Origin of the sequence: Pseudomonas sp. WS 5503 (assembly GCF_012985385.1) — a bacterium.
GTDB lineage: Bacteria > Pseudomonadota > Gammaproteobacteria > Pseudomonadales > Pseudomonadaceae > Aquipseudomonas > Aquipseudomonas paracarnis.
Genome location: NZ_JAAQWI010000005.1, coordinates 243552 through 269222 on the forward strand (window position 1 = coordinate 243552; position 25671 = coordinate 269222).

Here is a 25671-nt window from a genome sequence, read left to right on the forward strand (position 1 = left end):
GAGGCAGACTCCAGCCCATGCCCCGTAAAACCTGGCGCGCCGCGCTCGCCGCCTATGCCAGCCCTTCGACGTTAGTGCTGTTGTTGCTCGGTTTCGCCGCCGGCATGCCTTACATGTTGGTGTTCTCGACGCTTTCAGTGTGGCTGCGTGAAGCCGGTGTGGCTCGCGAGACCATTGGCTATGCGAGCCTGATCGGCCTGGCCTACGCCTTCAAATGGGTCTGGTCGCCGCTGCTCGACCAATGGCGCCTGCCGTTGCTTGGCAAACTGGGGCGTCGTCGCTCCTGGCTGGTGCTGGCCCAATCGCTGGTGATCCTCGGATTGATCGGCATGGGCTTTTGTGACCCGCAAAAACACCTGTCCTGGTTGATCGCCATTGCGGTGGTCGTCGCCTTCGCGTCGGCCACGCAAGACATCGCCGTGGATGCCTACCGCCTGGAAATCGCCGACGACAGCCGTCAGGCCGCCCTGGCTGCAAGCTACATGTCCGGTTATCGCATCGCCGCCCTGCTGGCCACGGCCGGTGCGCTGTTCTTTGCCGAAGGCTTTGGCTCCACTGGCTTCAACTATAAACACTCGGCCTGGACCGGCACCTATGTGTTGTTCGGGGTGTTGATGGTGCCGGCGCTGCTCACCACCTTCCTCATGCGTGAACCTGATGTGCCACTGCGCACCCAGTTGCAGGCCGGACGCTACAGTTTCATGCACCAGTTGGTGTCGGTGTTTGTACTGATCGTGCTGTTGGTCTCGGTGCCGGCGATGTTCACCCAGTTGTACAACACCGACTTCGCCAGCGTGCTGTTCCAGGGCGTGAGCTTGTGGGAACTGCTGATGGAAGACCGCGCGTTCCTGCGCGCCATCCTCTATATCATCCTCACTACCCTGTGCCTTTCAGCCATGGGCCGCCGGGGCCTGGCGCCCGTGCTCACGCCGGTCAACGACTTTATCCTGCGCTACCGTTGGCAGGCGCTGCTGCTGCTCGGGCTGATTGCCACCTATCGCATGTCCGACACGGTGATGGGCGTCATGGCCAACGTGTTCTATATCGACCAGGGTTTCACCAAGGACCAGATCGCCGGGGTGAGCAAGATCTTCGGCCTGATCATGACCCTGCTCGGCGCCGGCATGGGCGGCCTGTTGATCGTGCGGTTCGGGATACTGCCGATCCTGTTCATCGGCGGCGTGGCCTCGGCCGGTACCAACCTGCTGTTCGTGATGCTCGCCGACATGGGCCCCGACCTGCAGATGTTGATCGTCACCATCTCCCTGGACAACTTCAGTTCGGGCATGGCCACTTCGGCGTTCGTGGCGTACCTGTCGAGCCTCACCAACCTCAAGTTCTCCGCCACCCAATATGCGCTGCTCAGTTCGATCATGCTGTTGCTGCCGCGTTTGATCGGCGGCTATTCAGGGGTGATGGTGGAGAAGTTCGGTTATCACAACTTCTTTATGATCACCTGCCTGCTGGGTGTGCCGACGCTGCTCCTGATTGCGCTGCACTGGTTCCAGGAGAACCGCCGCGCCCGACTGAATCCCCCGCCGGAAGACTGATACGACTCGGTCAATGTGGGAGCTGGCTTGCCTGCGATAGCGGCGTTGGGTTCACCATCGCTATCGCAGGCAAGCCAGCTCACACACAAGCGACGGTTACGACAGATACACCCAGCTACCTCACGCCTGTACTCCGGCGACAAGCGCCCGTACAATCCCAAGTCATTTCAAGTCCAAGCAACCGACAACGGCCTACCATGCGTACCAGTCAATATTTGCTCGCCACACAGAAAGAAACGCCTTCCGACGCGGTTGTGATCAGCCATCAGCTGATGCTGCGCGCCGGTATGATCCGCAAACTGGCCTCGGGCCTGTACACCTGGTTGCCCATGGGCTTGAAGGTGATGCGCAAGGTCGAAGCCATCGTTCGTGAAGAAATGAACGCGGCCGGCTCTCTGGAAGTGTTGATGCCGAGCACCCAACCGGCTGAGTTGTGGCAGGAATCCGGGCGCTGGGAAGAGTACGGCCCTGAGTTGCTGCGCTTTAAAGACCGTCATGGCCGCGATTTCTGCGCCGGCCCGACCCACGAAGAAGTCATCACCGACCTGATGCGCAACGAGCTGAGCAGCTATAAGCAGTTGCCGCTCAACCTGTATCAGATCCAGACCAAGTTTCGTGACGAGATCCGCCCACGCTTCGGCCTGATGCGTGGCCGCGAGTTCATCATGAAGGACGCCTATTCGTTCCACGCCGACCAGGCTTCCCTGCAAGCGACCTACGACCGCATGCACCAGGCCTACTGCAACGTGTTCACGCGCCTGGGCCTGAAGTTCCGCCCGGTTGAAGCGGACAACGGCTCCATCGGCGGTGCCGGCTCCCACGAATTCCACGTGCTGGCCGAGTCCGGCGAAGACGATATCGTGTTCAGCAACGGTTCCGACTACGCGGCGAACATCGAGAAGGCCGAAGCCATACCACGTGAAACCTCGCGCCCTGCTCCCACCGAGGAGCTGCGCCTGGTCGACACGCCAGACACCAAGACCATCGCGGCCCTGGTGGAGAAATTCAATCTGCCGATTGAAAAGACCATCAAGACCCTGATCGTGCGCGCCGAAGAAGAAGGCAAGCTGATCGCCCTGGTGATCCGTGGCGACCACGAGCTCAACGAAATCAAGGCCGCCCAGCAACCTGGCGTGGCAAGCCCGCTGGTCATGGCCACCGATGCCGAACTGCGCGACGCCATTGGCGCCGGTGCCGGCTCCCTGGGCCCGCTGAACCTGCCGCTGCCGATCATCATCGACCGTTCGGTCGAGCTGATGAGCGACTTCGGTATCGGCGCGAACATCGACGACAAGCACTACTTCGGCGTGAACTGGGAGCGTGACCTGCCGGTTCCGACCGTGGCCGACCTGCGCAACGTCGTGGCCGGCGACCCGAGCCCGGATGGCAAGGGCACCCTGGAGATCAAGCGCGGCATCGAAGTCGGGCACATCTTCCAGCTGGGCAACAAGTACAGCAAGGCGATGAAGTGCGAAGTACTGGGTGAGAACGGCAAGCCGATCACCCTGGACATGGGCTGCTACGGCATTGGCGTATCCCGCGTGGTTGCCGCTGCCATTGAGCAGAACAACGACGAGAAAGGCATCATCTGGAGTGACGCGCTGGCGCCGTTCCAGGTAGCCCTGGTGCCATTGCGCTATGAAACCGAGCAAGTACGCGAAGCCACCGACAAACTGTACGCGGAACTCACCGCTGCCGGTTTCGAAGTGCTGCTCGATGATCGGGACAAGAAAACCAGCCCGGGCATCAAGTTCGCCGACATGGAACTGATTGGCATCCCGCACCGGATCGTGGTCAGTGACCGCGGCCTGGCGGATGGCAATCTGGAATACAAGAGCCGGACCGAAGCCGAAGCCCAACCGTTGCCGGTGGCTGACGTGCTGTCTTTCCTCCAGGCGCGTATTCGTCGCTGAAAACCAGATCAAGAGAAGTCATGTTCAAGCGAAACACCAGAGCCCTGGGGGGCGCCGCCTTGTGCGGCGCCCTGCTGGTCAGCGGCTGCGCCAATCAGATGTCGCAACGCAGTGAGCACGAGGAGCGGGTCGAGCGTAAGTTGCTCGACCACAGCCTGCAGATCGATGTAGGCGAACCCACAGTGCTGGAGCTGCCGCAACGCCGGGTTCGCATTCATGAGCAGAAGACCTTCGAGGTCACCGAATTCGAAGTCACCCGTCGTTATGACCGATACACGCCCTACCAGCCCTGGCGCAAACTCTATGAGATGCCCTTGGGTGCCGTGGCGCTGGTGGCGGGCGTGGGTGCCAACGTGGCGAATATCTTCGCCCTCGGCAACCTGCCCACGAGTGTGACCCATGACTGGTTGAGCTACGGCGTGGACGGCATCAACCCGTTCATGAACGTGCAATCCCACGGCCGTGCGCAACAGAACCTGGCGGCTATCGATGAAGTCCAGCGTGACAAGCGCCTGGAGTATTCGAGCCTGCCCTGGAGCGAGCGCCCGGTGCAAGTCACTGCCGGCAAGCAGACCCATGAGCTGACCACCGACCGTAACGGCATCCTGCGCCTTAACCTGTTGGACAGCCCCTTTGCCGAGCAGGACCTGAACCGCGTCACCACGCTGAAAATCACTGTGGCGGATGGCCAGGACGACGTGCATACCGACTCGACCCTGGCGGTCAGCAACACGCTGCGCAGCAAGCTGCTCAAAGCCCATGCCCTGATCTATGACGACCTGGAAGATGACGAAGTGAACCAGTGGGTACACCGGGTCAAACGCCTGTCGGAGCTGGGCCTGGAAGAAGAAGCCAGCGAGCTGGAACAAAGCCTGATCGAACTGACGCGCAATGATCCGGAGTTGCAGCAGGAGTTTGTGCAGGCGTTGACCAAGGATGGGGGGCGTTTGGTGGCGGATCCCGGCGCACGCTGATCGCTCAATACCTGTGAAGATCAAACTGTGGGAGCTGGCTTGCCTGCGATAGCGGTGTATCAGTTAAAGCATTCGTGACTGACACACTGCTATCGCAGGCAAGCCAGCTCCCACATTTATTTCGGGTTTTTACCAGGAAAACTCGAGCTGTTCGTTGCCGCCGCTCAGGTCCAGCAACCGTACGCCTATCCCCAACAACCGCACCGGCTTGCCCCCGCGATTGAACGCCTGGGTCATCAACTGTTCATAACTCTCCAGATCCCGCCCTGCCCCCGCCTGCTCCAGCGTCGTCTGGGTAAAGTCATGAAACTTCACTTTCACGAACGGCTTGCCCGCCCGGTAGCTACTGTCGATACGCGCCATGCGCCCGGCCAGGGTCTCCATCAACTCCGGCAGTTTCGCCAGGCAACTTGAAAGATCGGGCAAGTCCACGTCGAAGGTATTTTCTACACTGATGGATTGCCGCCGGCTGTCGTTTTGCACTACACGATCATCAATCCCACGGGCCAGGCTCCAGAGGCGCTCGCCAAAACTGCCGAATTCGCGCACCAGCGCCAGTTTGTTCCAGTCGCGCAATTGCAGGCAGTCTTCGATGCCCAGGCGCGCCAGCTTGTCAGCGGTGACCTTGCCCACGCCATGCAGCTTGCTGACACGCAACTGCGAGACAAAGTCTTCAACCTGATCCGGCGTGATCACAAACAGGCCGTTGGGCTTTTTCCAGTCGCTGGCGATCTTGGCCAAAAACTTGTTGGGCGCCACGCCGGCAGACACAGTGATATGCAGCTGGTTGGAGACCCGGCGCCGAATGTCCTGAGCAATACGCGTGGCGCTGCCGCCAAAATGCGGGCTGTCAGACACGTCGAGGTAAGCCTCATCCAGCGACAACGGCTCGATCAAGTCGGTGTAGTCGCGGAAAATCAGCTGGATTTCTTTCGACGCTTCTTTATAGGCATCCATGCGCGGCTTGACGATGGTCAAGTCCGGGCACAGCTTCAGGGCGTGACGTGACGACATCGCCGAACGCACCCCATACGCCCGCGCCTCATAATTGCAGGTGGCGATCACGCCGCGCCGATCTGCCGAGCCACCGACAGCCAAGGGCTTTTGCGCCAGGCTCGGGTCGTCGCGCATCTCGATGGCGGCGTAGAAGCAATCACAGTCGACGTGGATGATTTTGCGCTGCGTCATATAAACGGGGTGTTAACCAACGGGTGGCCAGTATCGCACTCACCCCTGTATATAGCACCAGTAGTTTGAATCTTCTGTCTGAGCGGTAGGAAATTTCGTAGATGAATATATTTTCTCAATCGAATCCAGCATCCCAATAGAGCTGAAAGCCTTGCCCTGCCTAGCTTCAAGCCCTCAAGAAGCCCCTCATCAAGCGCTAACCAATTGAAGCAAAAGCGCTTTTCTTCGATTCACAGGTTGACACACTCGCGTTCCTCTGTAGAATGCCGACACACAGACGCGGGATGGAGCAGTCTGGTAGCTCGTCGGGCTCATAACCCGAAGGTCGTCGGTTCAAATCCGGCTCCCGCAACCAAACATCAAAAAAGGCTACTCGAAAGAGTGGCCTTTTTTGTGCGCGCTTGTTTTCCCTTGCAGAATGCGCCCAACACCTTGATTTCAGAATAATTAGCGCTTATTTCAGTGATCGGCTCATTAACGGTTGACACCCCGCCATTGGGCTGTAGAATGCCGCCCACAGACGCGGGATGGAGCAGTCTGGTAGCTCGTCGGGCTCATAACCCGAAGGTCGTCGGTTCAAATCCGGCTCCCGCAACCAAACATCAAAAAAGGCTACTCGAAAGAGTGGCCTTTTTTGTATCTGGCGAAAAAGTTCTTCTGAAACAATGGCATGGCATCTTTCATGAAACCGTAGACGGTTTGCAGAGTCCATCTCATTGCACGCTATGCTCAATGCTCAAGCGCTACCCCTCTACGACCAATGGCCGCAGTCGCCGCGCCCGGTGATCCGCGTTAATATTTGTAATTATTTTGTCCATAGGGATTGGTAACTTGGCTGGATACCTCCATCCTGTCGCGCACAATCCACGAGGTGATTGATGCGCGCCAACTCGTCTGAACCACAAGACACCGTCACAGCAGAACAACCGATCACTCCCACCCGTTTGCGGTGGCTGGACCTGTTGAGCAAGTATCGCCAGCCCATCGGCCTGGCCGTGACGCTCCTGCTGTTTGCAATCGCCCTGATCGCCTGCCGGCACCTGCTGCTGGAGCTGGACCTCTACGCCCTGCACGATTCGATCCTGGAAGTGCCCAAGCCTGCGCTACTGGGGGCCTTTGCGGCGGCAGTCGCCGGTTTTGTGATCCTGCTCGGCTATGAATTCTCCGGCGCGCGTTATGCCGGCGTGCAATTGCCCGCCAAGACCCTGGCCCTGGGTGGTTTCACCGCCTTTGCTATCGGCAACGCCATTGGTTTGTCGATGCTCTCGGGCGGTTCGGTGCGTTACCGTTTATATGCACGCCATGGCATCGGCGCCTCGGAAGTGGCGCACATGACCGTGTTCGCCAGCCTGGCCCTGGGCTGTGCGCTGCCGCCGCTGGCCGCGCTGGCCACGTTGAGCAACTTGCCAGCCGCCTCCACTTACCTGCATTTATCGCAAAGCCTGCTCGGCGGCATTGCCGGCGCCGTGCTGCTGTTGTCGGCCCTGCTGTGCATCGGCATCTATCGCCGCCGCCTGCCGGAACAGCCCTACCCCGACAACCTGCTGGTCAAGGCCGGGCGCCGCACCCTGCGCCTGCCTGGCCGACGCCTGACTTTCCTGCAACTGATCATCACCGCACTGGACGTCGCCGCAGCCGCTACCGTGCTGTATCTGCTGTTGCCCGAAGCGCCGCCCTTCGGCCCGTTCCTGTTGGTGTACCTGCTGGCCCTGGCCGCCGGTGTGCTCAGCCATGTGCCGGGCGGCGTGGGCGTATTCGAAGCGATCCTGCTGGCGGCCTTTGCCGACAAACTCGGTGCCGCGCCCCTGGCTGCTGCCTTGCTGCTGTACCGCATGATCTACGTGGTGCTGCCACTGTTGATCGCTTGTGTATTCCTGCTGGTCAACGAGGCCCAGCGCCTGTTCCAGACCCAGCAAAGCCTGCGGGTAGCGTCGGGGCTGGCAGCGCCAGTATTGGCCGTCCTGGTTTTTTTGTCCGGCGTGGTCCTGCTGTTTTCCGGCGCCACGCCAGAGATCGACTCACGCCTGGAAAACATCGGCTTCCTGATTCCCCATCGTCTGATTGACGCGTCGCACTTCGGTGCCAGCCTGATCGGTGTGTTGTGCCTGTTGCTCGCCCAGGGCCTGCGCCGGCGGTTGTCGGCCGCCTGGATGCTGACTATGGTGTTGCTGCTGGTTGGCGCCCTGCTCTCGCTGCTTAAAGGCTTCGACTGGGAAGAAGCCAGCCTGATGACCATGACCGCAGTGCTGCTGGCCATCTTCCGCCGCTCGTTCTACCGCGCCAGTCGCCTGACCGAGTTGCCGTTTTCGCCGCTGTACCTGGTGGCCAGTGTCTGTGTGCTCGGCGCCTCGATCTGGCTGCTGCTGTTTGCCTATCAGGACGTGCCCTACAGTCACCAACTCTGGTGGCAGTTCACCCTCGACGCCAACGCCCCGCGTGGTTTGCGTTCGCTGCTCGGCGCCGCCGTGTTGCTGGTGATCGTGTCGCTGACCTGGCTGCTGCGCACGGCACGCCCGGTCATCCACCTGCCGACCCCGGAAGAACTGGAGCGCGCCAGCAAGATCCTGATGGCCTCGTCCCAACCTGACGGCGGCCTGGCGCTCACCGGCGACAAGGCGCTGCTGTTTCACCCCAACGATGAAGCCTTCCTGATGTATGCCCGTCGCGGGCGTAGCCTGGTGGCTTTGTACGACCCGATCGGCCCGACCCAACCCCGCGCCGAGATGATCTGGCAGTTCCGCGACCTGTGCGACATCCACCACGCCCGTCCGGTGTTTTACCAGGTACGCGCCGAGAACCTGCCGTATTACATGGACATCGGCCTCACCGCGATCAAACTGGGTGAAGAAGCCCGCGTCGACCTGAAACGCTTTGACCTGGAAGCCAAGGGCAAAGAAATGAAGGATTTGCGCTACACCTGGAACCGTGGCACCCGGGACGGCCTGTCCCTGGAAATCTGCGAACCGGGCAAGGCGCCGATGGATGAATTAAAAGTCATCTCCGATGCCTGGCTTACAGGTAAGAATGTGCGGGAAAAGGGCTTCTCCCTGGGCCGTTTCAGCGATGACTACCTCAAGCACTTTCGTATCGCGATCATTCGCTTCGAAGGGCGCCCGGTGGCCTTCGCCAATTTGCTCGAAACCTACAATCATGATCTGGCCAGCCTCGACCTGATGCGTGCCCACCCGGACGCGCCCAAGTTGACCATGGAGTTCATGATGGTGGGCCTGATTCAACATTATAAGAGCCACGACTACGCGCGCTTCAGCCTCGGCATGGTGCCGTTGTCGGGCTTGCAACCGCGCCGTGGCGCACCGCTGACCCAGCGCCTGGGCTCGATGGTGTTCCGCCGTGGCGAGCAACTGTATAACTTCCAAGGTTTGCGCCGCTTCAAAGACAAGTTCCAGCCCGACTGGGAACCCCGTTACATGGCCGTGCCCGCAGGACTGGATCCGCTGGTGGCATTGGCCGATACCGCCGCCCTGATCGCGGGCGGCTTGACTGGATTGGTGAAACGCTGATGATTCGACGCTCCTGGCGGTATGTATTGGCTTTAGTGGTGCTGCTTGCGCTGATCGCGGCGGGTGGCTTCTGGTACTGGAACCGCCCTGCTCCGCAACCGACCCTGGAGCACTTGCCCCAGGCCGACGGTTCGGTAATGACCCGCGTAACCCCGGCCAGCAACGCAAAAGCCCGCGTGGCCGTGGCGGTGATGGCCGACGAAACCCTGACCGACAGCCAACTGATTGCCCTGAGCCAGGGCGGTTCAGCGCAACTGGTTCAGGTGGTGCTGCCAAAAGATGACTGCGCACTGCAGGAAAAAGCCCTGCAAGGCGCCCTGGCCCAGTTGAAAGGCCCGGCAACCCTGGTCAGCGGCATCGGCCCTGGCGCCGCACTCGCCTGGCGCTGGCTGGCCACCCAGAACGACGACAAGGCCAACGCCATCTCCGTGGGCTTCGCCCTGAAACAGGAAGGCTGCAACGACCCGCTGCCGAAAACCGCCGCCCATGGCAGCTGGCTGGTGGCGTGGAACGATAACCCCGACGATGAAAGCGCCAGTTTCGTACGCGACACACCGCGCGCCACCACCAGCATCAGCGACTACGACATTCATTACCCACAGGTGCTGAATAACGAACTGCGCAAGCAACTGGTCGGTTCGGACAACGGCGGCCTGGCGATTCCGGTAGTGGAAGTACCCGCCGGCCAAGCCAAGGACACCGTGACCCTGTTCCTCTCCGGTGACGGCGGCTGGCGCGACCTGGACCGCGACGTGGCGGGCGAGATGGCCAAGATCGGCTACCCGGTGGTGGGCATCGACACCCTGCGCTACTACTGGCAGCACAAGACGCCGGAGCAAAGCGCCAAGGACCTCACCGAGCTGATGCAACACTACCGGCAAAAGTGGGGCACCAAGCGCTTCGTGCTGACCGGTTACTCGTTCGGCGCCGACGTATTGCCGGCGATCTACAACCGTATGCCAGAGAACGAACAGCAACGGGTGGACGCGATCATCCTGCTGGCCTTCGCCCGCACCGGCAGCTTTGAAATCGAAGTGGAAGGCTGGCTGGGCAACGCCGGCAAAGAAGCCGCCACCGGCCCGGAAATGGCCAAGCTGCCGCCTGAGAAAGTCGTGTGCATCTACGGCGCCGAAGAAGTCGACGAGAGTGGCTGCACCGACAAGACCGCCGTGGGCGAAGCCATGAAGCTGCCGGGCGGGCATCACTTCGATGAGAACTACCCGGCGCTGGCCAAGCGGTTGGTGGATATTATCGTCAAGCATCAGGCCAAAGCCGAATAATTCCAGCTTAATCCAAGACCCAATGTGGGAGCGGGCTTGCCCGCGATAGCGGTGGCTCAGTCACAGTAGCGTTGACTGACACTCCGTCATCGCGGGCAAGCCCGCTCCCACAGTGGTACGTGGTGTTGATGAAAACTAGCGCGGTTCGATGTGCGCAATCATCAGTTGCACCGTCTCATTGCCACGAAATTCATTCACATCCAGCTTGTAGGCCAATTCCACCCAACGCACCGTCGGGTTTGGCCACACTTCGCGGTCCACACCAAAGGCGATGCCATCGAGCTTCACCGACCCGCATTCGCTCTTGAGCACCACTTTCAAATGCCGCTCACCCACCACCCGCTGCTCCACCAACTGGAATACCCCGTGAAACAACGGCTCGGGAAAGTGCTGCCCCCACGGGCCGGCATGGCGCAGGGCGCGGGCCAGTTCCAGGTGAAACTCTTCCACCGCCAGGGTGCCGTCTGAAAGCAGGCGACCGGTGAGGTCTTCTTCGCGCAGTTGCCGGCGCACTTCGGCATCGAAGGCTTGCGCAAACAACGGGAAGTTGGCCTCGGGCAAGGTCAGCCCCGCCGCCATGGCGTGGCCGCCGTACTTGGTGATCAGGTTGGGGTGCTGGCTGGCGACGACCGCCAGCGCATCGCGGATATGAAAGCCTTGCACCGAGCGTCCAGAGCCCTTGAGCAGGCCATCACCGGCATCGGCGAAGGCGATGGTCGGGCGGAAATAACGCTCCTTCATACGTGACGCGAGGATCCCGATCACCCCTTGGTGCCACTCCGAATCAAACAGGCACAAGCCGTACGGCATCGACTCCACCGGCAGGTCCTTGAGCTGGGCCAGGGCCTCGCGCTGCATGCCTTGCTCGATGGACTTACGGTCCTGGTTCATGCCGTCCAGTTGCGCGGCCATTTCTCGTGCGGCGGCGAAGTCCGTGGTAAGCAGGCATTCAATGCCCAGGCTCATATCATCCAGGCGTCCGGCGGCATTCAGGCGCGGGCCGAGGATAAAACCCAGGTCGGTGGAGGTGATACGCGCATGATCACGCTTGGCCACTTCCAGGATCGCCTTGATCCCCGGCCGCGCCCGACCGGCCCGAATACGCTCCAGCCCCTGATGCACGAGGATGCGGTTGTTGGGGTCCAGCGGCACCACGTCAGCGACGCTGCCCAGAGCCACGAGGTCGAGCAGTTCACCGATGTTCGGCTGGGGCTTGCTGTCATACCAACCCAGGCTGCGCAAGCGCGCGCGCAGGGCCATCAGCACGTAAAAGATCACGCCGACCCCGGCCAGGGCCTTGCTGGGAAACCCGCAGCCCGGCTGGTTCGGATTGACGATGGCGTCGGCGGCCGGCAGTTCATCGCCGGGCAAGTGATGGTCGGTGACCAGCACTTGCAACCCTGCCGCTTTCGCCGCCGCCACGCCTTCGACGCTGGAGATACCGTTGTCCACGGTGATCAGCAACTGCGGCTCTCGCTGCAGCGCCACCGCGACGATTTCCGGGGTCAGGCCGTAGCCGTATTCGAAGCGGTTGGGCACCAGGTAGTCGACATGGGCCGCCCCGAGCAAACGCAGGCCCAGGGTGCCTACGGTGCTCGCTGTGGCGCCATCTGCGTCGAAGTCACCGACGATCAGGATGCGCTGACGCTGCTCCAAGGCCGTCACCAGCAAGTCCACCGCGGCGTCGATGCCCTTGAGCTGCTGATAGGGAATCAACCGCGCCAGGCTCTTGTCCAGCTCGGCCTCCGACTGCACCCCGCGTGCGGCGTAAAGGCGGGTCAACAGCGGCGGCAGTTCACCGAGAAAAGGCAGGACGGCGGGCAATGGGCGGGGATCGATACGCATGGGAGGCTGGGAGATTCTCTATAGAAAGTGTTGTATGCGACAAGCTATAAGCTTCAAGCCGCAAGTTTAAGCTGCGCGATGACTTGAAGCTTACAGCTTGCAGCTTATCGCTCTCCAACGAGCCATTGCAGTTGCACTTCATGCTGGCCCCGGTCATCGGTCACAAAGATCGTGCCTTCGCTGATCATCACGTCCCACTTGATCACCCGCGGCATGTCCTTGGCCAGGGTCTCCAACACTTCCTGGGGCACGGCAGCGATATGCACGTTTTTCAGGTTGTTGGCCACCGGCACCACCTTGCCTTCCCACACGCGCAGGCTGCCATAGGCCAGCAGGCTGGTGCGCTCGGTGCGGCGCGAGCACCAGGTGAGGCGGTCGGCATCCGGCTGGCCGACTTCGATCCAGTGCAAAACACGATCATCCAGGCTTTTTTCCCACAGGGCCGGTTCGTCTACATCCGACAGGCCACGCCCGAACGCCAATTGCTCGTTGTACCAAAGGGCGTAGGCCAGCAGGCGCACGGTCATGCGCTCTTCGGTTTCCGAAGGGTGGCGGGCGATGGTCTGTTTGACGCTCTCGTACACCGAGCGGTCGAGGTCGGTGAGGTTGAGTTCGAATTTGTAGGTCGTGGACGGCTGGGCCATGAACGGGCTTCTAAAGACAAGGAAAGGCGGCCAGTCTAACCGATGGCGAGGGCATTGAACGAATACTGCGCTGCATCCGCGCGGCTCGCCTATGTTAAAAAGCAGTACATCATCGTCCCGCGTTTGTAAGGATCCCCATGTCGCTCACTGCCAAACCACTTGCCGGCCTGAAAGTCATCGAACTGGGCACCTTGATCGCCGGCCCGTTTGCCTCGCGCATCTGCGCCGAATTCGGCGCCGAGGTGATCAAGGTCGAATCCCCGGACGGCGGCGACCCGCTGCGCAAATGGCGCAAGCTGTATGAAGGCACTTCGCTGTGGTGGTTCGTGCAGGCGCGCAACAAGCAGTCGCTGACCCTCAACCTCAAGCACCCTGAGGGGCTGGCGATCCTCAAGCAACTGTTGGCCGACGCCGACATCCTGATCGAAAACTTCCGCCCAGGCGTGCTGGAGAAACTCGGCCTGAGCTGGGAAACCCTGCACGCCCTCAACCCCAAGTTGGTGATGGTGCGCCTCTCGGGCTTCGGCCAGACGGGCCCGATGAAGGACCAGCCGGGGTTTGGCGCGGTGGGCGAGTCCATGGGCGGCTTGCGCTATATCACCGGCTTCGAGGACCGCCCGCCCGTGCGCACCGGTATCTCCATCGGCGACTCGATTGCCGCGTTGTGGGCAGTGATCGGCGCGCTGATGGCGCTGCGTCACCGCGAAGTCAACGGCGGCCTGGGCCAAGTGGTGGATGTGGCGCTGTATGAAGCCATCTTCGCCATGATGGAAAGCATGATCCCCGAGTTCGATGTGTTCGGGTTTATCCGTGAGCGCACCGGCAACATCATGCCTGGCATCACCCCGTCCTCGATCCACACCACCGCAGACGGCAAGCATGTGCAGATCGGCGCCAATGGCGATGCGATCTTCAAGCGCTTCATGCGGGTGATCGGCCGTGACGACCTGGCGAACGACCCTGCACTGGCGAGCAATGACGGGCGTGACGCTCGCCGCGACGAGCTGTACGGCGTGATTGATCGCTGGGTCAATTCGCTGTCGCTCGACCTGGTGATTGAACATCTGAATAAAGCCGAGGTACCCGCCAGTCGCATCTACAGCGCCGAAGACATGCTGGGCGACCCGCAATTCCTGGCCCGGGAAATGTTCCTCAAGGCGCAGTTGCCGGGCGGCAAGGATTTCAAGATGCCCGGCATCGTGCCCAAGCTCTCGGACACACCGGGCAGTTGCGAATGGGTCGGCCCGCAACTGGGTGAACACAACAGCCAGGTGCTCAATGCCCTGGGCTACGACGCGGCGGCTATCACTCGCCTGCGCGAGGATGGCGCGATCTGACAAATCCCAGGCAAAAAGAAACCCCGAGCAGTGGGGAGACAACTCGGGGTTAAACGTGGTCTACAAAAAGACCCGCACAGCAAGCGACAAACACCGGAGCACAATGCCTGCTCTTGCTGTTACAAACTCTGACTGACCACCTTGTAGGAAGGTTCCGAAGAAAAATAATGTTTCATGCCAGTGCGCCGCCACGGGTTTGGGAGGCGTTGCGCAAGGCAGCGATGACTGAAGGTTCCAGGCGCCCTTCGGCGATTTTCAGGTCGCGGAGCAGGCAATCCACCACATCCACCAGCGCGCGCTTGTCGCTCAATTGCGCACGATCGACTTCACGTTCAACCACGATGGCGCCACCGGGGTTCTTCACGGTTACCAGGCAGTCGTCGCGCATACCGGCAGAGGTCAGCGTAACCTGATAAGGGCTCAGTGCTTGGCTGAGCAATAGGTTGATACTTTCCATCTCGATCACCACTCAATCATTCGAAAAAGGTTCGAAAAACAAAAATGTCACGAAGAGGCTGACATTCAAGTGACCCGTGCTCAAAGCAGAAAGTTCTACCTTTTGTGTAATCCACTGCTTGAGGAAAACGAGCATGCACGGAAAAGATGACAGAGAAAAAACAACGGCGCACAGGCTAGAATCCCTGGATTGTCCCGGGAGCCTGCCTTGAGAGCTGCGTCTGAACCGCCCTTGCGTATCGTGATTGCCGACGATCACCCGATTTTCCTGATTGGCCTGCGCGCCGTGCTCGAACGTGACCCGCACATCAGCATCGTCGGCGAGGCCAATTCCCCCCAGGCCCTCAGTGCGTTGTTGCAACACTGTGCCTGCGATGTGGTGGTGACCGACTTCATGATGCCCGTCGAGCCCCAGGCCGACGGGCTGCGCTTGATCGAGCAACTGCGCCGGCACTATCCGCACCTGCCCATTGTGGTGGTGACCATGCTCAACAATGCCGGGTTGTTTCATTCCATCCTGGCATTGGGTGTGATGGGCCTGCTGAGCAAGGCCAGCCTGGCCGATGAGCTGCCCCAGGCGATCCGCCAGGTGCGCCAACAACGCACCTATGTGGCCCAGACCATCCGCCAGGCGCTGAGCCTGGCCGGGGAAGTCGGCGCTGATCGCCTGCACTCCCAGGAGCACCTGTCACCCCGGGAACTGGAGGTGATTCGCCTGTTGGCCAGTGGCATGACGGTGGGCGAGATCGCCGCGCACCTGCATCGCAGCAAGCAGACCGTCAGCGCGCAAAAAGTCAGCGCCATGCGCAAGCTGGGGCTGGCCAACGATGCCGCCCTGTTTATTTACGTGCAGGAACACGGGCTGGCCTAGCCTGGAACGCGATCCATTGCTTGAGCGCCTCGGCCTCCATCGGCCGGGCAATGAAACAGCCTTGCAGCCACGCCTCCCCCAGCTCACCCACGGCATGATAATCGGCGGCGCTTTCAACCCCGGTGACCACCACGGCGATATCCAGACGCGCGGCCATGCTCATGGCCCCCGCCACCACTGCTGCCTTGCGATCGTCACCGGCCATCCCGCAGGCAAACGCCGGGGGAATTTTCAGCTCGGTAAAAGGCAGTTCCAGCAAATGCTGCAGGCTGGTGCCGCTCATGCCGAAGTCGCCGATGGACAACTGGCAACCCAACATGCGCAAGCGCAGCAAGCCGGTGACATGGGCGCTGTCGGTTTTCAAGGTCGAGGTTTCCACCAGCTCCAGCGTCAGGCTATGGGCGGGTACACCGTGCAACTGCAGCAGACCTTGCAGCACCTGGGGAAAGTGCTCGCGCTCCAGCATGCGCCCGGGGATGTTCACGGCCACTGGCAGCACCTGGCCGCTTTCGCCCATCACCTGGTTCGCCAGGCCAAGCGCCTGCTCCAGCACGTGCCAGGTAAACGCCTCTTCCATGCCGGCAAACTCCAGTACCGGCAGGAACTCGTCAGGCAGCAACAGCTCACCGTCCGGCAACTGCCAACGCGCCAGCGCCTCCACCCCTTGCAACACACCGGCCTGACTGACGATGGGCTGGTACCAGACCCTGCCACAGGCTGCGATAGTCGCCTGGCTGACATCCGCCGAGGGCGGCAGTTGTTCCCGCTCGCTCAAGCCCAACAGTTGGCGCACGCGCTCCCAGGACAGCACCGGTGGCCCCGGGCGAAAATGAACCTGGCAATCGCTCAGTAGTTGCCCGATCAACTTGGCCGAAGCCGGCTTGGGCAAACACGCCAAGACTTTGAGTCCCAATTGGCAGGCCATGTTCGCCACACCTTCCAGCACGTCGGGCTCGGCGTTGCTGAGCAGGATCAATACTTGGGCCAGGCGGCGTTCCGCCAACTCGCGGATCAATTCCAGGCCATCGCCCTGCTCCAGGTACAAATCGCAGATGGCGATATCCACCGGGCCTTTGCTGTCCAGAGACTGGCGGGCGGTTTCGACCGTTTCCGCGGCCCGTACATTGAACACGCCGTTGGCATTGAGCATCTGGTGCAGAGCCATCAGTTGAAACGGGTTGTCTTCGAGGATCAGGACGTTCAGGGATCGCATGGGTAAAGATGTCGGTACAGGGAAAGTCCTGCACAGTAGCCACATGCTGTGGTGTACCCCATAGGACGTGTCCTAAAAGCTTGCTTAAATGTGGGAGGGGCAAGTCTTGTCGGTCAAGCGCAGATCTCCTGTGGGAGCTGGCTTGCCTGCGAAGGCGGTGTGTCAGTCGCTACATCTGTTACTGCACTACCGCTATCGCAGGCAAGCCAGCTCCCACATTTGATCGTCGTTGCCTTGAGCATTGCGTTCGCTTAGCTGATCGGCATTAAGGTGTCAGGCATCCAGATAGGGTTGCAGGTCGCGACGAAACGCCTTGAGCACCTCGGACAAGCGCAACCAGGGTTCTTCAAGCTCGGCGCCGCGCTGCTCTCGGGCGCATTGCTCAAGGGCGACACAGGCCTTGGCCAGTGGCAGTGCGTCCACCAGCGAGCAAATGCCCTTGAGCCGATGCAGCGATGCATTCAAGCGTGTCACGTCGCGCTCGGCCAGGGCTCCCGCCAATATCTCGTGTTCGTGGTCCAGGCTCTTGGCCAGTTCCTGCAACATGCTTTGCAGCACCGGGCCATCGGCCTGGGTCATGGTGCGCAGGGCCTCGATATCGAACGAACGCTGGGGTGCCACGCGTGCCAGCACTTGGGTCCAGTGTTCCAGGGTCACCGGCTTGACCAGCAGTTCATCCATACCGGCGTCCTCGCAGCGGCGTTGTTCATCTTTCATGGCGTTCGCGGTGCAACCCACCAGCGCGCTACGAGGCCGTTGCTCCTCGGCTTCGAGGCGCCGTATCGCCGCACTCAAGGCATAACCGGACATGCCGGGCATCTGGCAATCGGTGACCAACACGTCAAAACGCTGCTCACGCCAGCATTGCAACGCGGCCTCGGCCGACTCCAGAGCGACCACTTGATGACCGAGGAACTGCAACTGCTGCGCCAGCACCAGGCGGTTGGCCGCCAAATCATCCACCACCAGTACCGACAGGCTACGCCCCGTCGGTGACAACGTCGCGGTGGGCGTTGCCGGCACATCATCGGTGCTGACCCGGTCCAGGCGCAGGTCAATGCACACCACCGTCCCCTCGCCCACCACGCTGTCGAGGTGAATGCTCCCGCCCATCAATTCCACCAGTTGCTTGCAGATACTCAGGCCCAGACCGGTGCCGCCGTGTTGCGCAGCGGTCAGGGCGCTCACTTGGGTAAACGGTTTGAACACCCGCGGCTGTTGCTCGGCGCTGATGCCTGGGCCGCTGTCCTTGACGCACAGGTGCAGGTATTCGCTATCGGTCTCATCCCGTTGGCAGGTCACGCTGAGGTGAACCCCGCCCCGCTCGGTAAATTTGAGCGCATTGCCCAACAGGTTGTGCATCACCTGGCGTAACCGCAGCGGGTCGAACCAGTAATAACCCTGAGCAGCCGGATCAAACGCCAGGGTCAGATGCAGGCCCTTCTTTTGCGCCGTGGCTTCGAACAGGCTCTGGATACCCTCGAAAAAGCGCTTCAACTCAGTGGTCTGTGGCGCCAGTTGCAGGTGGCCGGCTTCGATCTTGGCCAAGTCCAGGCTGTCGCCCATCAGCGCAATCAGCTCGCGCGCCGAACGATGGGCCACCTGCAGCGCCTCGGAAACCGGCTGGCCGCTTGCCAGACAACGCTCTTGCTCCAGTTCGAGCAAGCCAATGATGGCAGTCATGGGGGTGCGAATCTCGTGGCTCAAGGCCGAGAGAAATGCACTTTTGGCGTAATTCGCTTCGTCGGCGGCCTGGCGAGCGTCCATCAACTGGCGCTCCAGGTCTTTGCGTTCGTTGATATCGATCCAACCGCCCAACAATCCCTGCAGACGGCCCTGGGCATCAAAAAAAGGCACGGTCCACTGGTAGACGTGATAACTGCCGCCGTTGAGTTCCAATTGCCGGTCGACAAACAACGGCTGCTGCGTGGCCAATTGCTCCATGTGGCCTTCGTGCAGCCGCGCCGCTGTAGCGTCGGGCACGACCTTGCTCTCCATCAGCGTCAGGCCCTGGATCAGCTCCAGCCGGGTCGCCAATTGCTGTTCATAACTTTTATTGCAGGTCACCAGGCGCCCGTCCAGGTCGCGGACGAACAGCGGGTTGGGCATGCCGTCGAGCAGTGCGCGCTTGAACGCCAACTGGTCGTTGAGCCGTTGCTCGGCCTCCAGCCGTTGGCGAATCTGGCGCTTGAGCCGGCTGTTCCACACCAGCGACACCAACACAAACAGCAGCGCCGTGGCCACCGTCCAATAGGCCCATGGCGGTACGCGTTGCCAGGCCGGCAGCGGAATCGCCACGGCACCGATCCAACGCAAGCGCAAGGCACTCAACTCAGCCACCGGCAGCGCCTCCAGGGCCTTGTTCAGAATGCTCAGCAGCTCAGGCTGGTCCTTGCGCACCGACAGGCAGTTGGACGACCACTTGCCATCGACACTGCGTCCGATACGCAGGCCATCTTCCGGGTAACTCTGCACTTCCACTTCAGTTTGAATGGTAGCGGCCGCCTCGCCCCGTCGTACCAGCTCACGGGCCTGGTTGTAATTGTCCACCAGGCGCAACGTGATGTTCGGATGCGCATGGCGAATATCATTTTCCAATACATGACGTGCCGGCAGCGCCAGCACCTTGCCGTCCAACTGCTTCAAGCCGGTGAGCGGCGCGGCATCGGCACGCTCGACAAACACCCAGCCGGACCCACCATACCCATGGCTGAAGTTGAGCACTGTGCTGCGCTCGCGGTTAACGGCCAGGGTCGTGTTCATCTGCGCCCTGCCTGTTTCCAGCCATTCCAGGGTTTGCGCGGTGGAGTGCACCTCTTCAAAGATAAATTGCAAACCGGTCATGCGCGTGATGCGATGCAACAAATCCACATTCAAGCCAACCCAGTGGCCATCCTTATCCTTGAATATGTACGGAGACATCTGCTGGGCCACCACCACGACATGGGGATGCTCGCGCACCCAGGCCTGTTCCGACGCCGACAACGCAATGCGCTCACCACTGATACCGACGCCGAGCCCGGTGGTCCAGCGCGCGAGAATTTCTCGCTGCACCGACTCGTCTAGGCTTGCCAGCGCGCGATTCATCATGGCCCCCAGCAACGGATCTGCCTGGCGGGTGGCGAAGGCAAAACCGATGGGCGCCAGCCGGCTCTGCTCCTTGATCTGCAACCCCACGTAAGGCCGCAGCGATTTATAGGCGCGCACAATCACTTCATTGCCGATAAACGCATCGACATCGCCTTGCTTCAGGGCTTCGAGGCCGCTGTAGAGGTTGGGCGCGAGCATGATGTGGCTGTCGGGGTAGGCGGCGTGAACCTTCTGCACGTTGGCGTAGCCGTCGAGTAATACCAGCTTCTTGCCGGCCAGATCGTCGCCTTGGGTATCGTCGCGACGCAGCACCACCACCGAGCGGTCGGGCATGTAGTCCGGGGTGAATTGCAGGCCGGGTACGTCACGCTCGTAACCATTGGCACTGGTGAGTATGTCGATGGTGCCGTTGCGCAGCGCTTCGACCGCCTGGGCGCGCTCGGAAAAGCCCAGCACTTGCATGGGCACACCCAGCCGCGCGCCCACCAGGCTCAAATAATCGGCGCTGATGCCCTGGTAGCGATTGCGGTCGCGGGTGATATCGATCGGCTGGTAGTCATCTATCGAGATGCCCACTTTGAGTGTCCGATGCGCCGCCAACCACTGCTGCTCCGTCGGCGCCAGCGGCATAGGTTCAAGCGGGATAAACGCCGGCACCAGTTTGAACGGCAGGCTGACGGCGGCCAGGCTCATGGGCACCTGGATGAGCCACAACAGGCACACCAGCTTCAACGTCCATTGGATCAAAACCTGCACCGGTTGGGTTTCCTTGATTGGGCGAATGGACAAGTATGGCTCGCCAGAATGAAAAAGCCCGTCACGAGGACGGGCTTGGCCGACTGCAAAAAAAGCTGAATGCATACCTGTAGCAGCCTGATATCCGCCTCATGGTCAGCGGGTGAGTTAGCTGAATGTGGGAGCCGGGCTTGCCCGCGATGCAGACGCCTCGGTATTCAGTCGTACCGAGGCGCCTGCATCGCAGGCAAGCCAGCTCCCACACAAACCCGCTACCCCATTCTTGATTAGAGCGGCTTGCCCCGATTGCCATGCTGGCTGACGAACGCCTGCACCGCCTTCAGGTCGTTGGCCAACACCGTGCAGCGCTCTTCGCGCTCGAACAGGTCGGTCAAATGCTCCGGCAGTTCCAGCGCCTTGCCAATGCCGGCTTTCTCGACCGCTTCCGGGAACTTGACCGGGTGCGCGGTACCGAGGATCACCATTGGAATATCCAGGCTGCGGCGGCATTCGCGGGCGGCTTTCACGCCGATAGCCGTGTGCGGGTCGAGCACTTCGCCGGTCTCGGCATAGACCTGCGCGATGGTTTCGCAGGTCTGCGCATCGTCCACGGCCAGGGAATCGAACAGCTTGCGGGTTTCGGTCCAGCGCTCTTGCTCGACGCTGAAACCGCCACCTTGCTTGAAGCTGTTCATCAACTCGGCCAGGGCTGCACCGTTACGACCGTGCATGTCGAACAGCAGGCGCTCGAAGTTCGACGACACCATGATGTCCATGGACGGCGACAGCGTGGCGTGCAGGGTTTCCTTCACATACTGGTTGCCGCTCATGAAGCGATGCAGGATGTCGTTGCGGTTGGTGGCGACGATCAACTGGTTGATCGGCAGGCCCATGTTGCGCGCCAGGTAACCGGCAAAAATGTCGCCGAAGTTGCCGGTAGGCACCGAGAACGACACCGAGCGCGCCGGGCCGCCCAACTGCAGCGAAGCGTGGAAGTAGTAGACGATCTGGGCCATGATCCGCGCCCAGTTGATCGAGTTCACCGCCACCAGACGCGTACCCTTGAGGAAGCTCTGGTCAGCGAAGCTGTTCTTGACCATTTCCTGGCAGTCATCGAAGTTGCCTTCGATGGCGATGTTATGAATGTTCTCACCAAAGATGGTGGTCATCTGCCGACGTTGCACTTCCGACACGCGCTTGTGCGGGTGCAGGATGAAGATGTCGACGTTTTCGCAGTGCTTGCACCCTTCGATGGCCGCCGAGCCGGTATCGCCGGAGGTAGCGCCGATGATCACCACGCGCTCGCCGCGTTTTTCCAGCACGTAGTCGAGCAGGCGACCGAGCAGTTGCAGGGCGAAGTCCTTGAACGCCAGGGTCGGGCCGTGGAACAGCTCCAGTACCCACTCATTGCCGTTCAGTTGGCGCAGGGGCGCGATGGCGTTGTGGGAAAACACGCCATAGGTTTCTTCCAGAATCTTCTTGAAGTCCGCATCCGGAATGCTGCCGGTGACGAACGGGCGCATCACTCGGAAAGCCAGCTCGTGATACGGCAGGCCGGCCCAGGAGGCGATTTCTTCCTGGGTGAAGCGTGGCAGGTTTTCCGGCACATACAGGCCGCCGTCGGTGGCAAGGCCTGCCAGCAGAACGTCTTCGAAATTCAGGGCCGGTGCCTGGCCGCGGGTGCTGATGTAACGCATAGGGGCAAACCTTCGGTTTGGGCTTCAAGCTTCAAGCTGCAAGCTACAAGTTGAAGCAGTTCGGCTTTTACTTGCAGCTTGCAGCTTGGCACTTGCAGCTGAATTAATTTAGATGTTCGACACGAATCCGGACTACCGGCCCAACTACGCCCTGAAGAGCTTCGAGAGCCTCGATGGCATCGTTGATGTGCTGTTCGAGCACGCGGTGGGTCAGCAGGATCATCGGCACCTGGCCGTTTTGCTCCTCGACTTCCTTCTGCATGATCGACTCGATGTTGATACCGCGCTCCGACAGGATGCTGGCTACCTGGGCCAACACGCCTGGATGGTCCTGGGCCTGGATGCGCAGGTAGTAGGCACTTTCGCAGGCTTCGATTGGCAGGATCGGGTGGGCCGACAGCGAGTCCGGCTGGAAGGCCAGGTGCGGCACGCGGTTTTCCGGGTCGCTGGTCATGGCGCGAACCACGTCCACCAGGTCGGCGATCACCGACGACGCGGTCGGCTCCATGCCGGCACCGGCGCCGTAGAACAAGGTAGAACCGGCGGCGTCGCCGTTGACCATCACCGCGTTCATCACGCCATTGACGTTGGCGATCAGGCGGTCGGCCGGGATCAGCGTCGGGTGAACCCGCAACTCGATGCCCGCCGGGGTGCTGCGCGCCACGCCCAGGTGCTTGATACGGTAGCCCAGGGCTTCGGCATAGTTGACGTCGGCGGTGGTCAGCTTGGTGATGCCTTCGGTGTAGGCCTTGTCGAACTGCAGCGGGATACCAAAGGCGATGGAGGCCAGGATGGTCAGCTTGTGGGCGGCGTCGATGCCTTCCACGTCGAACGTCGGGTCGGCTTCGGCGTAACCCAGGGCCTGGGCTTCGGCCAGCACGTCTTCGAAGGTACGGCCCTTCTCGCGCATTTCGGTGAGGATGAAGTTACCGGTGCCGTTGATGATGCCGGCTACCCAGTTGATGCGGTTGGCGGACAGGCCTTCACGGATCGCCTTGATCACCGGGATACCACCGGCCACCGCGGCTTCGAACGCCACGATCACGCCCTCCTCGCGGGCCTTGGCGAAGATCTCGTTGCCGTGCACGGCGATCAGCGCCTTGTTGGCGGTGACCACGTGCTTGCCGTTCTCGATGGCCTTGAGCACCAGCTCGCGGGCCACGGTGTAGCCGCCTACCAGCTCGATAACGATATCGATCTCAGGGTTGGTGGCCACGGCGAACACATCGTTGGTAATCGCAATACCGGTCGTTTCGAACTGAGGCTTTGGCGAACGCGTGGCAATCTGCGCCACTTCAATCCCGCGACCTGCGCGGCGGGAAATTTCTTCAGCGTTACGCTGAAGTACGTTGAAGGTACCGCCACCGACGGTCCCTAACCCACAGATGCCTACTTTGACCGGTTTCACTGAAGAACTCCCCATGAAACGGCCGACGCTAGGTCGGCCGTGAAAACAGCCGCACAACTGCGGCTCTCAATTAATGACTCGCCGACGGTTCGGCGGGCCATGATCGTCAAAGGCTCAACGATAAATGCTTACTTGGCACCCAGTGCCAGTTTGGCAACTTGCGGCGCCGGCTGGTAGCCCGGAATCACCTGGCCGTCGGCCAAAACGATGGCCGGTGTACCGTTCACACCAATGGACTGGCCCAGGGCGAACTGCTTGGAAACCGGGTTGGCGCATTTGGCCGATTTGATTTCCTTGCCGTCGACCATCTTGTCCATGGCCGCTTTCTTGTCGGCCGAGCACCACACCGCCTGCAACTGCTCGTCACCCGGCGAACCCAGGCCCTGGCGCGGGAAGGCGACGTAGCGCACTTCCACGCCCAGCTTGTTCAGTGCCGGGATTTCAGCGTGCAGCTTGTGGCAGTACGGGCAGGTGGTGTCGGTGAACACGGTGATATGGGTCTTGGTTTCGCCAATGGCGGGGTAAACCACGGTTTCAGCCACCGGGATGCCGTTGATCAGCTTCGACACGCCCAGGCGCTCGGCCTTCTCGGTCAGGTTGACCGGCTTGCCATCCTTGAGCTGGAACAGGTAGCCCTGGACGATGTACTGGCCATCGGCGCTGGCGTACAGCACACGGCTGCCCTTGAGCTTGACTTCATACAGGCCGGCCATGGGGCTGGCGCTGATGCTTTCAATAGGCGTGTCGAGCGCCAGGTTGGCCAGGCTCTTGCGAATGGTTTGCTCGGCCGCATCATCGGCGACCGCAAAGGTGGAAACCAACGCAATGGCTGCGGCGGCAATAATCTGGGTCAAGCGCATGGGAACTCCTGAAGGCAGAGGCAGGGACGGGAGCAGAATACTGATCTGGAACACAACGGGCGCCGTCCCCTTTGCGAACCGGCAAAGCCTACCACAGTTGGGCGGGAGGGCAGACCGCGACAGCTAAAATGGGCCATTTCTGACGGTTTTATCCGCGCGGGTGGTGCTTGGCGTGCATGTCCTGCAAACGTGCGCGTGCCACATGGGTGTAGATCTGGGTTGTGGATAAGTCGCTGTGCCCAAGCAGCATTTGCACCACGCGCAAATCCGCACCGTGGTTGAGCAAATGGGTGGCGAACGCATGGCGCAAGGTGTGGGGTGACAGCGCTTTGCCGATCCCGGCCACTTTGGCCTGGTGCTTGATGCGGTGCCAGAAGGTCTGGCGGGTCATCTGCTCGCCGCGCTGGCTGGGGAACAGCACGTCGCTGGGGCGCCCACCCAGCAGTTCGTGGCGCGCATCGCGCATGTAGCGCTCGACCCACACAATCGCCTCCTCGCCCATCGGCACCAGCCTCTCCTTGCTGCCCTTGCCCATCACGCGCAACACGCCCTGGCGCAGGTTGACCTGTTCCAGGGTCAGGCTGATCAATTCGGTCACGCGCAGGCCGCAGGCATACAACACCTCCAGCATGGCACGGTCGCGCTGGCCGATGGCCTCGCTCAGGTCCGGGGCCGCGAGCAGGGCATCGACGTCGGCTTCCGACAAGGACTTGGGTAACGGCCTGCCGAGCTGCGGCATGTCGATTTGCAGGGTCGGGTCGACGGCAATGAGTTTTTCCCGCAGCAGGTAGCGATAAAAGCCACGCACGCCGGAGAGGAATCGCGCAGTGGAGCGCGGTTTGTAGTTCTGCTGCAGGCGCCAGGCCAGGTGATCGAGGATCAACTCGCGCCCGGCATTGATCAGTTCGAGGTTTTTCTCCTGCAGCCAGCCGTTGAACAGCGCCAGGTCGCTGCGGTACGCCTGGCGTGTGTTGTCCGACAGGCCTTTTTCCAACCAGAGGGCGTCGAGGAAGCGGTCGATCAGGGGATGGTCAATGGCAGGCATGGGCACTCAAGCGACTTAGCACAAGGCAATACGCGTATTATTTA

17 protein-coding genes and 2 tRNA genes are annotated in these 25671 nt (G+C 61.1%); 9 read left to right on the forward strand and 10 right to left on the reverse strand.

Annotation, left to right across the window (positions count from 1 at the left end; genetic code table 11):
- Window positions 1-17: 17 nt before the first annotated feature.
- From HBO10_RS15335 to HBO10_RS15345, 3 genes are all read left to right on the forward strand, one after another.
- Window positions 18-1550, forward strand: coding sequence for an AmpG family muropeptide MFS transporter (locus HBO10_RS15335; RefSeq protein WP_034128628.1), 1533 nt, complete (start codon window positions 18-20; stop codon window positions 1548-1550).
- Between the two features lie 197 nt (window positions 1551-1747).
- On the forward strand, window positions 1748-3463 hold the full coding sequence (locus HBO10_RS15340; protein WP_034128629.1) for a proline--tRNA ligase: 1716 nt from the start codon (window positions 1748-1750) through the stop codon (window positions 3461-3463).
- A 20-nt stretch (window positions 3464-3483) separates the two neighbouring features.
- Window positions 3484-4437: a hypothetical protein gene (locus HBO10_RS15345; protein WP_034128630.1), complete on the forward strand. Its 954-nt coding sequence runs from the start codon at window positions 3484-3486 to the stop codon at window positions 4435-4437.
- 129 nt (window positions 4438-4566) lie between these two features.
- Here the strand turns inward: HBO10_RS15345 and dinB are convergent, their stop codons facing one another.
- A complete protein-coding gene (dinB, locus tag HBO10_RS15350; RefSeq protein ID WP_003193948.1) occupies window positions 4567-5625 on the reverse strand; it encodes a DNA polymerase IV in 1059 nt (352 codons plus the stop codon).
- Window positions 5626-5903: 278 nt separating this feature from the next.
- On the opposite strand from dinB, the gene HBO10_RS15355 reads away from it, so the two are divergent.
- The 4 genes from HBO10_RS15355 to HBO10_RS15370 all read left to right on the forward strand — a co-directional run bounded on the left by HBO10_RS15355 (window position 5904) and on the right by HBO10_RS15370 (window position 10426).
- A tRNA-Met gene (locus HBO10_RS15355) sits at window positions 5904-5980 on the forward strand.
- A gap of 166 nt (window positions 5981-6146) precedes the next feature.
- Window positions 6147-6223: transfer RNA gene (locus HBO10_RS15360), tRNA-Met, on the forward strand.
- A gap of 280 nt (window positions 6224-6503) precedes the next feature.
- Entirely contained in the window at window positions 6504-9146 is a 2643-nt protein-coding gene (gene mprF / locus HBO10_RS15365; RefSeq protein ID WP_014719775.1) for a bifunctional lysylphosphatidylglycerol flippase/synthetase MprF, read from the forward strand.
- Complete coding sequence (locus tag HBO10_RS15370) at window positions 9146-10426, forward strand: AcvB/VirJ family lysyl-phosphatidylglycerol hydrolase (RefSeq protein WP_034128631.1); 1281 nt, start codon at window positions 9146-9148, stop codon at window positions 10424-10426. The genes mprF and HBO10_RS15370 overlap by 1 nt, the downstream gene beginning before the upstream one ends.
- A 135-nt stretch (window positions 10427-10561) precedes the next feature.
- On the opposite strand, the gene recJ is transcribed toward HBO10_RS15370, so the two are convergent.
- A complete protein-coding gene (gene recJ, locus HBO10_RS15375) occupies window positions 10562-12271 on the reverse strand; it encodes a single-stranded-DNA-specific exonuclease RecJ (RefSeq protein ID WP_034128632.1) in 1710 nt (569 codons plus the stop codon).
- A 104-nt stretch (window positions 12272-12375) separates the two neighbouring features.
- Window positions 12376-12915 carry a YaeQ family protein gene (locus HBO10_RS15380; protein ID WP_034128633.1) on the reverse strand — a complete coding sequence of 180 codons (540 nt, stop codon included), beginning with the start codon at window positions 12913-12915 and terminating at the stop codon, window positions 12376-12378.
- A gap of 137 nt (window positions 12916-13052) precedes the next feature.
- Between HBO10_RS15380 and HBO10_RS15385 the strand changes: the two genes are divergently transcribed.
- Window positions 13053-14252, forward strand: coding sequence for a CaiB/BaiF CoA-transferase family protein (locus HBO10_RS15385; RefSeq protein WP_034128634.1), 1200 nt, complete (start codon window positions 13053-13055; stop codon window positions 14250-14252).
- Between the two features lie 172 nt (window positions 14253-14424).
- Here HBO10_RS15385 and HBO10_RS15390 read toward each other — a convergent pair whose 3' ends face one another.
- Window positions 14425-14709, reverse strand: a complete 285-nt coding sequence (locus HBO10_RS15390) for a DUF3509 domain-containing protein (protein ID WP_020301357.1) — start codon at window positions 14707-14709, stop codon at window positions 14425-14427.
- Window positions 14710-14916: 207 nt separating this feature from the next.
- On the opposite strand from HBO10_RS15390, the gene HBO10_RS15395 reads away from it, so the two are divergent.
- Complete coding sequence (locus HBO10_RS15395; RefSeq protein ID WP_034128635.1) at window positions 14917-15579, forward strand: response regulator transcription factor; 663 nt, start codon at window positions 14917-14919, stop codon at window positions 15577-15579.
- Here the strand turns inward: HBO10_RS15395 and HBO10_RS15400 are convergent.
- The 6 genes from HBO10_RS15400 to xerD all read right to left on the reverse strand — a co-directional run bounded on the left by HBO10_RS15400 (window position 15548) and on the right by xerD (window position 25627).
- Window positions 15548-16792, reverse strand: coding sequence for an EAL domain-containing response regulator (locus HBO10_RS15400; protein WP_034128636.1), 1245 nt, complete (start codon window positions 16790-16792; stop codon window positions 15548-15550). The two genes, HBO10_RS15395 and HBO10_RS15400, sit on opposite strands and share 32 nt — an antisense overlap.
- 273 nt (window positions 16793-17065) lie before the next feature.
- Window positions 17066-20638, reverse strand: a complete 3573-nt coding sequence (locus tag HBO10_RS15405) for a transporter substrate-binding domain-containing protein (protein WP_034128711.1) — start codon at window positions 20636-20638, stop codon at window positions 17066-17068.
- Window positions 20639-20904: 266 nt separating this feature from the next.
- Entirely contained in the window at window positions 20905-22314 is a 1410-nt protein-coding gene (gene thrC, locus HBO10_RS15410) for a threonine synthase (protein WP_003193958.1), read from the reverse strand.
- A 103-nt stretch (window positions 22315-22417) separates the two neighbouring features.
- Window positions 22418-23722, reverse strand: a complete 1305-nt coding sequence (locus tag HBO10_RS15415; RefSeq protein ID WP_034128637.1) for a homoserine dehydrogenase — start codon at window positions 23720-23722, stop codon at window positions 22418-22420.
- Window positions 23723-23850: 128 nt separating this feature from the next.
- The gene (locus HBO10_RS15420; protein WP_005791088.1) at window positions 23851-24582 is read right to left on the reverse strand and encodes a thioredoxin fold domain-containing protein; all 732 of its coding nucleotides are present in this window, start codon (window positions 24580-24582) and stop codon (window positions 23851-23853) included.
- A gap of 148 nt (window positions 24583-24730) precedes the next feature.
- Complete coding sequence (gene xerD / locus HBO10_RS15425) at window positions 24731-25627, reverse strand: site-specific tyrosine recombinase XerD (protein WP_034128638.1); 897 nt, start codon at window positions 25625-25627, stop codon at window positions 24731-24733.
- Between the last annotated feature and the right edge of the window lie 44 nt (window positions 25628-25671).